8 protein-coding genes and 1 other annotated feature are annotated in these 13,782 nt (G+C 45.1%); of the genes, 5 read left to right on the forward strand and 3 right to left on the reverse strand.

Features of this window, described 5'->3' with window-relative positions; genetic code table 11:
- Positions 1-247 precede the first annotated feature (247 nt).
- Both B5G33_RS03750 and B5G33_RS03755 read left to right on the forward strand, forming a co-directional pair.
- Entirely contained in the window at positions 248-1,387 is a 1,140-nt protein-coding gene (locus tag B5G33_RS03750; RefSeq protein ID WP_087416801.1) for a glycerate kinase family protein, read from the forward strand.
- Between the two features lie 122 nt (positions 1,388-1,509).
- Entirely contained in the window at positions 1,510-3,045 is a 1,536-nt protein-coding gene (locus B5G33_RS03755; protein ID WP_087416802.1) for an ASKHA domain-containing protein, read from the forward strand.
- Between the two features lie 56 nt (positions 3,046-3,101).
- Here the strand turns inward: B5G33_RS03755 and aroA are convergent, their stop codons facing one another.
- A complete protein-coding gene (gene aroA / locus B5G33_RS03760) occupies positions 3,102-4,379 on the reverse strand; it encodes a 3-phosphoshikimate 1-carboxyvinyltransferase (RefSeq protein ID WP_087416803.1) in 1,278 nt (425 codons plus the stop codon).
- Positions 4,380-4,387: 8 nt separating this feature from the next.
- Positions 4,388-5,485 carry a prephenate dehydrogenase gene (locus B5G33_RS03765; RefSeq protein ID WP_087416804.1) on the reverse strand — a complete coding sequence of 366 codons (1,098 nt, stop codon included), beginning with the start codon at positions 5,483-5,485 and terminating at the stop codon, positions 4,388-4,390.
- Positions 5,486-5,788: 303 nt separating this feature from the next.
- On the opposite strand from B5G33_RS03765, the gene B5G33_RS03770 reads away from it, so the two are divergent.
- From B5G33_RS03770 to leuS, 3 genes are all read left to right on the forward strand, one after another.
- The gene (locus B5G33_RS03770; RefSeq protein ID WP_087271120.1) at positions 5,789-7,876 is read left to right on the forward strand and encodes an elongation factor G; all 2,088 of its coding nucleotides are present in this window, start codon (positions 5,789-5,791) and stop codon (positions 7,874-7,876) included.
- A 209-nt stretch (positions 7,877-8,085) separates the two neighbouring features.
- Positions 8,086-9,738, forward strand: a complete 1,653-nt coding sequence (locus tag B5G33_RS03775) for a hypothetical protein (protein ID WP_087271118.1) — start codon at positions 8,086-8,088, stop codon at positions 9,736-9,738.
- An 85-nt stretch (positions 9,739-9,823) separates the two neighbouring features.
- Positions 9,824-10,060 (forward strand) — a binding site (T-box leader).
- 71 nt (positions 10,061-10,131) lie between these two features.
- Positions 10,132-12,546: a leucine--tRNA ligase gene (gene leuS / locus B5G33_RS03780; protein ID WP_087416805.1), complete on the forward strand. Its 2,415-nt coding sequence runs from the start codon at positions 10,132-10,134 to the stop codon at positions 12,544-12,546.
- A 440-nt stretch (positions 12,547-12,986) separates the two neighbouring features.
- Here leuS and B5G33_RS03785 read toward each other — a convergent pair whose 3' ends face one another.
- Positions 12,987-13,592 (reverse strand): GNAT family N-acetyltransferase, encoded by a 606-nt coding sequence (locus B5G33_RS03785; protein WP_087416806.1) that lies wholly within the window; start codon positions 13,590-13,592, stop codon positions 12,987-12,989.
- Positions 13,593-13,782 lie beyond the last annotated feature (190 nt).

Below are 13,782 nucleotides of genomic sequence, written 5' to 3' on the forward strand. Positions count from 1 at the left end.
TTGTGTAATAATATTTACCGCCGCTATGAGCAAAAGAAAAGCCACATAATCACCGACGGCGATTATGTGGCGAAAAATGGGATGCTCCCAGAAAAATCCACATGGAATTTTAGCAGTACCATTATATGCAGAACCTTCCAAGATTGTCAAGATATTATTTAACAAGAAAATACGTTGAACTGCGAAAGGATTCGTTTTATAATCAAAGAGATTGAAAGAACAGAAGAACCAGACAAGGAGTAAGGGTATGAAAGTAGTGATTGCGATTGATTCATTTAAAGGGAGCCTGTCTTCTCTGGAGGCAGGAGAGGCAGCAAAAAGGGGAATATTGAAAAGTAATCCTCAGGCACAGGTAGAGATCAGACCGCTGGCAGATGGAGGCGAAGGAACCGTAGAAGCATTGGTCCAGGGAATGGGAGGACGTACCTGTAAAGTGACAGTTACAGGACCTCTTGGAAATCCGGTAGAGGCAGAATATGGAATTGTAGGAGAGAACACGGCGGTAATCGAAATGTCTGCGGCAGCAGGAATTACTCTGGTTCCGGACCAGATGAGAAATCCTCTCTATACCACTACCTATGGAGTAGGAGAAATGATAAAAGATGCTGTTGAAAAGGGATGCAGAAGATTTCTGGTGGGAATCGGAGGCAGTGCTACCAATGATGGAGGAGTGGGGATGCTCCAGGCTCTGGGTTATGAATTTTTGGATGCTGAAGGGAATGAGGTTCCTCTGGGGGCCAGAGGGCTGGAACAGCTGTCAGCCATCAAAGACGAAAAAGTTCTTCCCCAGTTAAAGGAATGTGAGTTCCGTGTTGCCTGTGATGTGGAAAATCCTCTGTGCGGACCTCAGGGCAGCAGCGCCATCTATGGCCCTCAGAAGGGGGCAGATGCGGAAATGATCGACAAGATGGATAAATGGCTGGGTGCTTATGCAGAGCTGGCTGGAAAAACTTTTCCTCAGGCAGACCCGGAAAAACCGGGGACCGGAGCAGCAGGCGGCCTGGGCTTTGCTTTTCTTACTTTTACAAACAGTGTTCTGGAATCAGGGATACAGATTATTCTGGAAGAAACCAGACTGGAAGATTACGTGAAAGATGCAGATGTGGTTGTTACCGGAGAAGGACGCCTTGACGGACAGACGGCTATGGGAAAAGCGCCTGTAGGAGTAGCCAGCCTTGCAAAAAAATACGGGAAGACTGTAGTTGCCTTTTCAGGAAGTGTGACCAGAGATGCAGTAAAATGCAATGAAAAAGGAATCGATGCATTTTTCCCTGTTGTCAGGGGAACCTCCACTTTGGAAGAAGCTATGGAGCCGGAGACTGCAGGGCAGAATCTGTCTGATACGGCAGAACAGGTATTTCGCCTTATAAATTTAAAATCTATATAAAGCAAAATATATACCCTCTCTGAACAAGAGGCCTGTGTGTCCCTGTACAGAGAGGGTAGGATTTTTCCAGCATAAGACAGCTGGAAGGGATAGAAAGATGAAGGACAGAAAAGGAGAAGAGAATGGAAACAGAGAAAAAGCCAGAGGGCTGGAGCCGGAAAATTTATCTGGAACTGACGCCTCCAAGCCAGGAGGATAATGTCTCGGATCAGGAGCGGATTTTGAGGGCTCTGAGAGGGGAATATGGAGAAGTCAGCTGCAGCCTTCCGGTCTTAAAGAAACTATATCCTCTCTGCTGCCAGGCGGACTGGAAGATTACACTGCTTCTTGTATGGAACGGGAAAAGCTGGGAGCTGGCAAATATAGAACCGGGAGATACTTCAGATGAACATTATGGGTTCTGTGCGGATTTGGGGAGTACGATTTTAGCCGGAGAGCTGGTAGATATGAATACGGGGAAAGTTCTCTGGCAGAAGTCTGTGTTTAACCATCAGATCGCCTATGGAGAAGATATTCTTACAAGAATTTTTTACGGAAAGGATAATCCTCAGAAGCTGGAAGAAATCAGGAAAGCCACAGTAGACAGCTTTTTGGAACTATTTGAAAAAATGGAGCAGGATACCGGAATCTCCGGGGAGCAGTGTGCATCTATGGTCATAGCGGGAAACACTACGATGATGCATTTTCTCTATGGTCTGGACGCTTTCTGCGCATTTTCCGCCCCTTACGCGGTGCGCACCCTGAAACCGGACTGCTATAGAGCCGTGGACCTGGGCTTTCCTTTAAAAGGATATGTATATGGTTATCCTGGACAGGCGAACTATCTGGGAGGAGATATTTTAAGCGGTATAGTAGAAACAGAAATATACAAAGGGGAAGAGATTTCGGTTTTTCTGGATATCGGGACTAACGGAGAACTGGTCATTGGAAATAAGGATTTCCTGGTGGCAGGTGCAGGAGCTGCAGGACCGGCTCTGGAAGGCGGTGTAGTAAAAACAGGTATGCGGGCGGAACCGGGAGCCGTGGACCGGGTTCATATAGAAAATGGACAGGTACAGATTCATGTGATCGGTGAAAGGGCGCCGGCAGGTATCTGCGGTTCCGGTATTGTGGATCTGCTGGCTGAGATGTTTCTCAATGGCTGGATTGATGTAAGAGGCCGTTATGTGGAGGAAGCTTCTGAAAAAATCCGGAAAGTAGAAGGAGAACTGGCTGCCGAATATGGGCCCGGCCTCTTTTTCTTCCAGAAGGATATAGAAGAGTTTCTGAAGACAAAAGCCGCAGCCGGGACCATGGTAGAATATATGATGGGAGAAGTAGGACTGGAAATGAAGGATATTGGGCGCTTTTATGTGGCAGGAGCCTTTGGAACCCATATTTCTAAAGAGGCTGGAATTACTGTAGGGCTTTATCCGGATATTCCCAGAGACAGGCTTCTTCTTCCGGGAAACAGTTCTCTGGCCGGCGCAAGGAAAATGCTTCTCCATAAAGAGATTAAGGAAGCGGTAGAGAAAATCCTGGATAAGATGACCTATATCCAGTTTGGGGCCGTAGACAATTTCCTGCATCTCATGGTGGCGGCAGAGGCCATTCCCCATACAGATATCGGCAGATATCCAACAGTGGAAAAAGAATTGAAAAAAAGAGGACTGCTGTAGCAGGAAAGAGCCGGAAAATTCCGGGACATCTTCACTGGGGACAGCAGTCCTCTTTTTTAATGCTGAAGACTTTGAAGGTCTTCGTAGAAGTTTGGATAAGAGATATTTACACAATCTGCCTGGGTAATCTCTGTCTCTCCTTCTGAAGCCAGCCCTGCTACAGCGAAGGACATGGCAATCCGGTGATCCAGATGACTGTCCAGCTGGGCTCCGTGGAGAAGAGGGCCTCCTTTAATGATCATACCATCTTCTGTAGGCGTTACATCGGCCCCCATAGCCTGTAAATGATGGACCATAATATCCAGGCGGTTAGATTCTTTTACTTTCAGTTCCTGGGCATCTCGGATCACTGTGACGCCTTCTGCAAAAGCAGCCATTACCGCTATGACAGGAAGTTCGTCGATGAGAGTGGGAATCAGCTCTCCCTGTATCACAGTACCTTTCAGGGAGCTGTATTTTACAAGAAGATCTGCCGCCGGTTCCTGACAGTGCTCACGCTGATTTAAAATCTGGATATTGGCGCCCATCTGCCGGCATACCCGTAGGATTCCGTCTCTGGTAGGATTGATTCCCACATTCTTGATCAAGATTTCAGAGCCTGGCACCAGAAGACCTGCGGCTATAAAATAGGCAGCGGAAGAAATATCTCCCGGTACCTGGACTTCCTGGCCGGTGAGAGCAGGTTCCGGTTCAATAGTTACAGTTGTATTTTGGCTTGTCACTGTGGCCCCAAAGGAGCGGAGCATTAACTCAGAATGGTTTCTGGAAAGGAATGGCTCTGTAACACTGGTAGGCCCATCGGCGTAAAGACCTGCAAGAAGCACACAGGACTTCACCTGGGCGGAACTTACCGGGGAATTATAATGAATCCCTTTGAGAGGGCTGCCCTGGATCTCCAGGGGTACACAGTCGTTGCCACGGATGCTTTTTATATTTCCGCCCATAGCGGTAAGAGGAGTGATAATTCGTCTCATAGGCCTCTTCTGAATGGATTCGTCCCCGGTCAGAGCACTTTGAAAATTCTGGCCTGCCAGGATACCGCTGAGGAGACGGACAGTTGTGCCGCTGTTGCCTGCGTCCAGAATATCAGAAGGAGCAGTAAGGCCGTGGAGTCCTTTTCCATGGATAAGGATTTCACCCGGTTTTTTCTCGATTTCAATTCCCATTTTCTGAAAACAGTCTATAGTGGAAAGACAGTCCGCGCCTTCCAGAAAATTAGTAATACTGGTGGTACCCTTGGAAAGAGCGCCCAGCATTACACTGCGATGGGAGATGGATTTATCTCCCGGAACCGTCACTTCCCCTTTTAATGGAGCTGATTTGCTGAATTTCATAGATTTTTCTACCTCTCGTAAATAATATAATTTCGCTTTTTAAGCTGCTCTGCAGCAAGCTTCTGGGCTTCCTCTTCATAAAATTCGATTCGGAGAACGCCGTCTTCAAACTCACGGTTGTGGACAATGCCGATATTTTTAATACTTATATTGTTCATGGAAAGAATCGTGGCAATGGTGGCAATGGCGCCTGTTTCGTCTACCACATCACAGTATAAGGTAAAAGATTTTTTCAGAGGACCGCTGGGAGCGTCACTGAAAGAATTCCGGTATTCCCGTGACTGGGCAAACATTTCATAGAGACCGTTCTCATCTCTCTGGTCTACCAGATACTTGGCCTGGACAATCTGCCGGATATACTCATCCAGGACTCTGGAAATATACTCCGGGTTCTCCAGGCAGATCTGCTGCCACATATGAGGAGAAGAAGAGGCAATCCTGGTAATATCCTTAAATCCTCCGGCGGCAATGGTCTTCATATGCTCCTGAGGAGAATCCAGTTTCTTTACTACGTTTACCAGAGAGGCTGCTACAATATGAGGCAGATGACTGACAGAGGCAGTGATAAAGTCGTGCTCATCCCAGGACAGGATTATAGGCAGGGCTCCGATAGAGGAAACCAGTTCTGTATAAGCACCGATTTTATCAAGTCCCGCTTCCTCCGATGGAGTAAGGATATAATAAGCATTTTCAATTAAGTGATCGGTAGAATATTCATAACCTGTTTTTTCGCTGCCGGCCATGGGATGACCACCGATAAAATTGCCCGCCATGCCAAGAGCAGTGACCTGACGGTGGATTTCTCCTTTTACACTTCCTACATCTGTGAGGATACAGCCTGGCCGTATGGTTTCTTTCAGCCAGGGGAGACACTCCAGATTATAATCTACTGTGGCGCAGAGAAAGATATAATCGCAGAGAGCAAAACGGGTATCCCGTTCTGTGCAGGGGATATCCACAATGCCGTCAAAGACTGCGTCCTCCAGAACCTCTTTGGTCCTGTTATAGGCCAGGATCTGGTAATCCGGATGAAATTTTCGAATCGCTTTTGCAATGGAGCCTCCGATGAGCCCCAGTCCGATAAAACCTATGGTGGTGGTTTCCATTTAAATGTGTACTCCTTCTGAAACTTAATATTCTGACATGCAGAGAGCTGATAAGCTGATACCTGGGTTCATGTACCAGTTTTGCTGACTACCAATAGTAATAATTTTATGATAGGTGTTGAAAAATGTCAACAGTTTAGTGCTTTAAAGTGAAAAATAAAGAGGATTTACAACAAGTAGGGCAGAATACCCTGTGATTTCAGAAATGGTTTGTAAAAACCTTGTCTAATTTGAATGAAATACTTGAATTGTTGAGAAATTTTTAGTAGAATATACACATATTAAGTTTGGGAGGTATTACATATGGACGTTTTTAGAACCGACAGAATTAGAAATGTGGTCCTGCTCGGCCATGGCGGTGCCGGTAAGACGAGTCTGGTAGAAGCGATGGCTTATTTATCAGGTATTACAAGCCGCTTGGGGAAAGTGACAGATGGAAACACCGTGAGCGACTATGATAAAGAGGAGATAAAGAGAAAGTTTTCAATTTCAACATCTGTTGTACCAATCATATGGGGTAAGGTAAAAATCAATGTATTGGATACGCCAGGCTATTTCGACTTTGTGGGGGAAGTGGAAGAAGCTGTTGCAGCGGCAGATGCAGCTATTATCGTGGTTTCCGGTAAGGACGGCATTCAGGTAGGAACCCAGAAAGCATGGGAGCTTTGCGAGAAATATAAACTTCCGAGAATGTTCTTTGTTACAGAGATGGATATTGACGATGTCAGCTATCGTCAGGTAGTGGAGGATCTTACAGAGATGTACGGAAAGAAGATCGCTCCTATCCATATGCCCATCCGTGAGGAAGGAAAATTTGTAGGATATGTAAATATCGTAAAACAGGCCGGAAGAAAATATATCGACAGAGGCAAGAAAAAAGAATGCCCGGTGCCGGATTATCTTCAGGAGTATCTGGAAAAATATCACGAAATCCTTATGGAATCTGTGGCAGAGATCAGCGAGGAATTTATGGACCGTTATTTCGCCGGCGAAGAATTCTCAGTAGCTGAGGTTTCCGCAGCACTGAAGATGAATATTTCTGAAGGCAGCATCATTCCTGTATGTATGGGCTCTACTATCAATATTCAGGGCGTGGCAAATCTGCTGGATGATATCTGCGGATACTTCCCAAGCCCGGATCAGAGAACCTGTGCAGGTATGAATTCCAAGACAAATGAAATCTATCAGGCAGATTACGATTTCACAAAAGCAAAATCTGCTTATGTATTTAAGACTATCGTAGACCCATTCCTGGGCAAATATTCTCTGGTCAAGGTATGCTCCGGCGTTATCAAAGGAGATGATACCCTTTACAACACAGGCAAAGAAGCAGAGGAAAAACTGAATAAGCTTTATGTTCTGGAAGGCTCCAAGCCGCTGGAAGTTCCGGAACTTCATGCAGGGGATATCGGCGCTATTGCAAAACTGAGTACTGTAGCCACAGGAGACACCCTTGCTACAAAGAATACCCCGCTCCTCTATGGCAAAACTGAGATTTCCACACCATATACTTATAAGAGATATAAGACCGTGAATAAAGGTGATGAGGATAAGGTATCACAGGCTCTGAGCAGAATGATGCAGGAAGACCTGACTTTGAAAGTTGTAAATGACTCCCTGAACCGCCAGACTTTGCTCTATGGAATTGGTGAGCAGCATCTGGATATCGTTGTTAGTAAATTAAAAGAACGTTATAAAGTAGACATTGTTCTTTCTGAACCTAAGGTTCCATTTAAAGAAACCATCCGGAAGAAAGCAGATGTAGAAGCAAAATATAAGAAACAGTCCGGCGGCCATGGTCAGTATGGACATGTTAAGATGATCTTTGAGCCATCCGGAGATCTGGAAACTCCCTATGTATTTGAACAGACCGTTGTAGGCGGAGCCGTTCCAAAGAACTACTTCCCTGCAGTAGAAAAAGGTGTTCAGGAATCTGTGGTAAAGGGACCTCTGGCTTCTTATCCTGTAGTTGGTATAAAGGCTACACTTTATGATGGATCTTATCATCCGGTAGATTCTTCGGAAATGGCATTTAAGACTGCTGCTATCCAGGCCTTCAAGAAGGGCTTTATGGAAGCTTCACCGGTACTCTTAGAGCCTATCGTTTCCATGAAAGTCAGTGTTCCTGACAAATTTACAGGAGACGTTATGGGTGATCTGAATAAGAGGAGAGGCCGTGTGCTGGGAATGAATCCAGACACAGATCATAAAGGAAACACAGTGATCGAGGCTGATGTTCCGATGCTTTCCATTTATGGATATTCTACAGACCTTCGTTCCATGACAGGCGGCAGCGGAAACTTCTCCTATGAATTTGCCCGTTATGAGCAGGCTCCTTCTGATATTCAGGAAAAAGAAATCGCAGCAAGAGCAAAAGCAGAAGAAGACTAAACTTTACCAAGGTAAATCTCTTTCTTATAACTTATAAAAGGAAACCGCCCTTATACAGGAAAACTGTACAGGGCGGTTTCTCTTTTTCAAAGCCCCTTTTGCGGGCTTTTTCTTTTCTGTGAGAAATCGGATGACAACCTGCAAAGGGAGTGTTACAATGGAACAACACAGACCAGAACAAACTGTGTAGAAAGGTATGGTAAAGATTTATGAAAAAGAAAATTCTGGCAGGGTTGGTCATCATTTTTCTGGCCTTTATTTATTACTATGTGACTCTTCCTGCTGTGAACATCCACGAAAGCGGATTCTGGGCCTTTCTGGGGGGACTGGTGCTGCTGATCCTTATTATTTACGGCATTCGGAAAAGAATTGCCACCATCCATCAGTTGAAGTCCGATAAGGTACTAAAGGGCGGGCTGGTGCTCATATTGGCCATTGCAGTTGTCTATGCAGTTGGAGCCCTTTTGTCTTCTCCAGTTGTCAATGCAGAAAAATATCAGGCTCTGATGGAACCGGAAGAACGGAACTTTGCAGAAGATATCAAAGAAATCAGCTATGACCAGATTCCCCTTTTGGATAAAGAGTCGGCAGAACTGCTGGGAAACAGAAAGATGGGAAGTATGGTGGATATGGTGTCCCAGTTTGAGGTGAGCAGTCTCTATTCCCAGATCAATTATAAGGAGCAGCCCTATCGGGTAAGCCCCCTGGTCTATGCCAGTCCTATTAAATGGCTGACCAATCAGAAGGAGGGGATTCCTGCCTATGTGCGTATTGATATGGCGACACAGAATACAGAGCTGGTAAAGTTAGATGAAGGGATCAAGTATTCGGAATCAGAATACTTCAACAGAAATATTTACCGGCATTTGAGATTTAAATATCCTACCTATATGTTTGACCAGATAAGTTTTGAGATTGATGATGACGGAACTCCTTATTGGATCTGTCCGGTAAAGAAGTTTAACATCGGTCTTTTCGGAGGCCAGACCATAGGCAGAGTGGTACTATGCAATGCCCAGACAGGAGAGTGCCAGGACCTGAAGATCGAAGACTGTCCCAAATGGGTAGACCGGGCATATCCGGCAGATCTTCTGGTGGAACTGTATAATTATCATGGCATGCTGCAGAATGGATTCTTTAACAGTGTGCTGGGACAGAAGGGATGCCTTCAGACTACAGAAGGATATAATTATCTGGCCCTTGATGATGATGTGTGGGTTTACACAGGGGTGACCTCTGTGAGCGGAGATAAATCCAATGTGGGATTTGTCCTTATGAACCAGAGGACTATGGAGACCAGATACTATGCCTGTGAAGGCGCTCAGGAGCGGTCCGCCATGGACTCTGCAGAAGGACAGGTGCAGAACCTGAAGTATACAGCGGCATTTCCCCTTCTTCTGAACATCTCTGACCAGCCCACTTATTTCATGGCTTTAAAGGACGGAGCCGGTCTGGTGAAGAAATATGCCATGGTCAATGTTCAGAAATATCAGAATGTAGCCATCGGAGATACGGTTCAGGAATGCGAGGAGAATTATGTGGAACTGCTGAAAAGCAGCGGTATTGAAGTCAGCGGAGCTTCAGACAGTGACCTCAGTGCAGAGGGCGTCATATACCGCATGGCCCAGGCTGTGCTGGATGGAAACTCTCATTTCTACATTACACTGGAAGGACAGGAGCTGATTTTTGATATTCCGGTAACAGAGTTCCCGGAAATCGTAGGCTATGATACCGGAGACCAGATTTCTCTCAGGTATGAGGAAGAAGAATCCATCTGTACTGTTACCCAGCTTGAAGGCCGGGAAGCGGAAACTAAGCAGGTACAGACAGAGGAAGAGACTTCCGGGGAAGAAGAGGGATGATTTTCCTTTTTTGAACGGGAAGAAATCTCGTTCAGGGGTTGACAAATGGAAAATCCCTGAGTAAAATGTGTAATAGTTTTATAAACTAAAAACTGTGAAGAGGATTATTAAGAAACCCTGCGTGTCAAGAGAGCTGCCGTCTGGTGCAAGGCAGTCACGTAAGCTTCCCAACTGGCCTCGGAGTTCCCAAATCGAACTTTCCCCATTGGCGGATCAGTAGATGCGGGCGGGATTTCCCGTTACAGAAAAAATGAGTGCACAGAATAATTTAAACCTGTGAATTAGAGTGGTACCACGGAATTTAAGCCCTTTCGTCTCTAGCTGGAGAAGAGAGGGCTTTTTGTATTGCCGGTACGATCAGAAACCGGCAGAAAGAATAAGGAGGAAAAGAAAATGGCAGTACCATATAATCATAAGGCCATTGAAGCAAAATGGCGTAAGATCTGGGATGAAAAACCAGTAAACGTAGATGACGGCAAAAAGCCAAAATATTATTGCCTGGATATGTTTCCATATCCATCAGGAAACGGACTTCACGTAGGACACTGGAGAGGTTATGTAATCTCTGACGTCTGGAGCCGTTACAAATTAATGCATGGATATTATCTGATCCATCCTATGGGCTGGGATGCTTTTGGTCTTCCGGCAGAAAACTATGCCATTAAGATGGGCGTACATCCTGCAAAATCTACTGCAGAAAATGTGAAAAATATCAAGAAACAGATTCAGGATATCGCTGCAATCTATGATTGGGACAGAGAGGTAAATACTACAGATCCTAATTTCTACAAATGGACTCAGTGGATCTTTGTAAAAATGTTTAAAGAAGGCCTGGCCTATGAGAAGGAATTCCCCATTAACTGGTGTCCTTCCTGTAAGACTGGTCTGGCAAATGAAGAGGTAGTAAACGGTAAATGTGAGCGCTGCGGTGCAGAAGTAACCAAGAAAAACCTTCGTCAGTGGATGCTCCGCATTACCAAATATGCAGACCGTCTCTTGAATGACCTGGACAAACTGGACTGGCCGGAAAAGGTTAAGAAGATGCAGACCGACTGGATCGGAAAATCCTACGGCGCAGAGGTGGATTTCCCGGTAGAAGGCAGAGATGAGAAAATCACTGTGTACACTACAAGACCGGATACTCTCCATGGAGCAACCTTCATGGTTCTGGCTCCTGAGCATGCTCTGGCAAAGAGCCTGGCTACAGAGGAGACAAGGGAAGCTGTAGAAAAATACATCTATGATGCTTCTATGAAATCTAATGTAGACCGTCTTCAGGATAAAGAAAAGACCGGCGTATTCACAGGAACCTACGCCATCAATCCACTTAATGGAAAGAAAGTGCCTATCTGGCTTTCTGATTACGTACTGGCTGATTATGGTACAGGAGCTATCATGTGTGTACCGGCTCATGATGACCGTGACTTTGAATTTGCAACAAAATTCAATATTCCGATCATCCAGGTAATCGCTAAGGACGGAAAAGAAATCGAAAATATGACAGAGGCTTATACAGAAGCTTCCGGAACTATGATCAACTCCGGAGACTGGAACGGCATGGAATCTGCAGTTCTGAAGAAAGAAGCTCCTGAAATGATCGAGAAGATGGGAATCGGAAGAAAGACAGTAAATTATAAGCTTCGTGACTGGGTATTCTCCCGTCAGCGTTACTGGGGCGAGCCTATTCCCATCATCCACTGTCCAAAATGCGGAAACGTACCGGTTCCGGAAGACCAGCTTCCTCTGACTCTTCCAGAAGTAGAATCCTATGAGCCTACCGGCACAGGAGAATCTCCTCTGGCTGCTATTGATGAGTGGGTAAACACCACTTGCCCATGCTGTGGTTCTCCAGCCAAGAGAGAGACCAATACCATGCCTCAGTGGGCAGGTTCTTCCTGGTATTTCCTCCGCTATGTGGATAACAAAAACGACAAAGGACTGGTATCCAGAGAAAAAGCAGACAAATACCTTCCAGTAGATATGTATATCGGCGGTGTAGAGCATGCAGTTCTTCATCTGCTGTATTCCCGTTTCTATACCAAGTTCCTCTATGATATCGGCGTGATCGATTTTGACGAACCATTCCAGAAGCTGTTTAACCAGGGTATGATCACCGGTAAGAACGGTATTAAGATGAGTAAGTCAAAAGGCAATGTGGTTTCTCCAGATGATCTGGTAAGAGACTACGGCTGTGACTCTCTGCGACTTTACGAACTTTTCGTAGGTCCGCCGGAACTGGATGCAGAATGGGATGACAGAGGAATCGACGGCGTTTACCGTTTCCTGAACCGTTTCTGGAAACTGGCCATGGACAGCAAAGATGCAAATGTAGCTGAGACAAAAGAAATGGTGAAGCTTCGCCATAAACTGGTTTATGACGTTACGCAGCGTCTGGAAAGCTTCAGCCTGAACACAGTTATCTCCGGTTTCATGGAGTACAATAACAAGCTTATTGATATGGCGAAAAAGACAGGAGGAATCGACAGAAAGACTATCGAAACCTTTATCCAGCTGTTGGCTCCTTTTGCTCCTCATGTGGCAGAAGAGCTGTGGCAGGAATACGGCCATGAGGATTCTGTATTCCATACCCAGTGGCCAGAGGCTGATGAAGAAGCTATGAAAGATGACGAGATCGAGATTCCTGTACAGATCAACGGAAAGACAAGAGCCGTTATCAGCATCAGTGCAGAAGCTTCCAAAGAAGAGGCTATTGCCGCAGGAAAAGAAGCGATTGCCGATAAGCTGACAGGAAACGTGATAAAAGAAATCTATGTTCCTAAGAAGATTATTAACATTGTAATGAAATAAGAAACAGAAAGCCGGGAACCCGCTTAAATTGGGAACCCGGCTTCTTTTATATTCATTAATGATACTAATCAAATTCTTTGGCGTCTTTCTGTTCATTCGGTCCGGCCAGGGCGTGGGAATGAGAGGAAAATCTTATGGTTGAAAAAATTTTCTGCTTGACATATAATATATTTAACAAGGAAGCCGATACGATAGTTCACACCTATCCGTTTCCGGCGAAATATTGTACTGAGAATAGCACCTTTACTTTACCAGAGCGGGGGTGCTATTTTCTATGTGTAAAATTCAGAATGGCGACAATCAGTAAAGCAGTGCTTACAATCAGGCTTAATTCCTCATATGTACTCATAAAAACCGCCTCCTTTCTGCAAGGCTCAGAAACGGAGGTATTCACACCCTATCGGCTCCCTGGGTAAGTATATTATATTGTCATGGTTCAATCAGGAATCCTGTACCCCGATTTCTAGCAGAACTTTCCGGTCCAATTCAGGAAAGGGTATGACTGGAGCCGGAGCAGCTCCGTGTGTGCTGATGATCTTTTCCATCCAGATCATATGGTACCAGCGGCCAAATTTTAGACCGCAGTTATAAAACTTTCCAGCCAGACGATAGCCTAGATGGGCATGAAATTCTGCACTGTTTTTAGTCAGGTATTCGTCTTCTGTCTCAGGATATCCGATACAGGCGTATAAATTCGTGATATTCTGAGCTTTGCAGATCCCTTCAATGGCACTGTAAAGCTTTCTGCCGATTCCCATTTTACGTTTGGTCTCATCCAGATAGATGGTCATTTCTGAAGAATGGTCGTAAGCAACTCGCCCTACAAAATCGCTTGTATAGGCATAACCTAAGATTTCACCGTCTTTTTCTGCCACGAGATAGGGATGTTTTTTTAAGGTGTTTATTATTCTGCCTTTGAACTCATCAAGAGAGGGTACCTCATATTCAAAAGAGATGGCGGTTTTCTCCACATAAGGCCGGTAGATTTCCAGCAATTTTTCTGCATCCTCTGTTCTAGCTGTTCGAAGTTTTATATCTGATATCATAAATTATTTTTGGGCCCCCATTCATATATATTTCGAGATTATATGCTTGGTAAGATTATATTATCGGAGGAAGGAGAAGTCAATGAACCGGAAAAATCTTTAATGGAAAAAGAACAGTAAAAACCCTCAGGTATATATTCCACAACTAAAACATAGCTTCTTCAGCTATTTCCTATGGTCTATAATATAG

It is taken from the genome of Blautia sp. An81 (genome assembly GCF_002161285.1).
In the GTDB taxonomy this organism is placed as follows: Bacteria; Bacillota; Clostridia; order Lachnospirales; family Lachnospiraceae; genus Blautia; species Blautia ornithocaccae.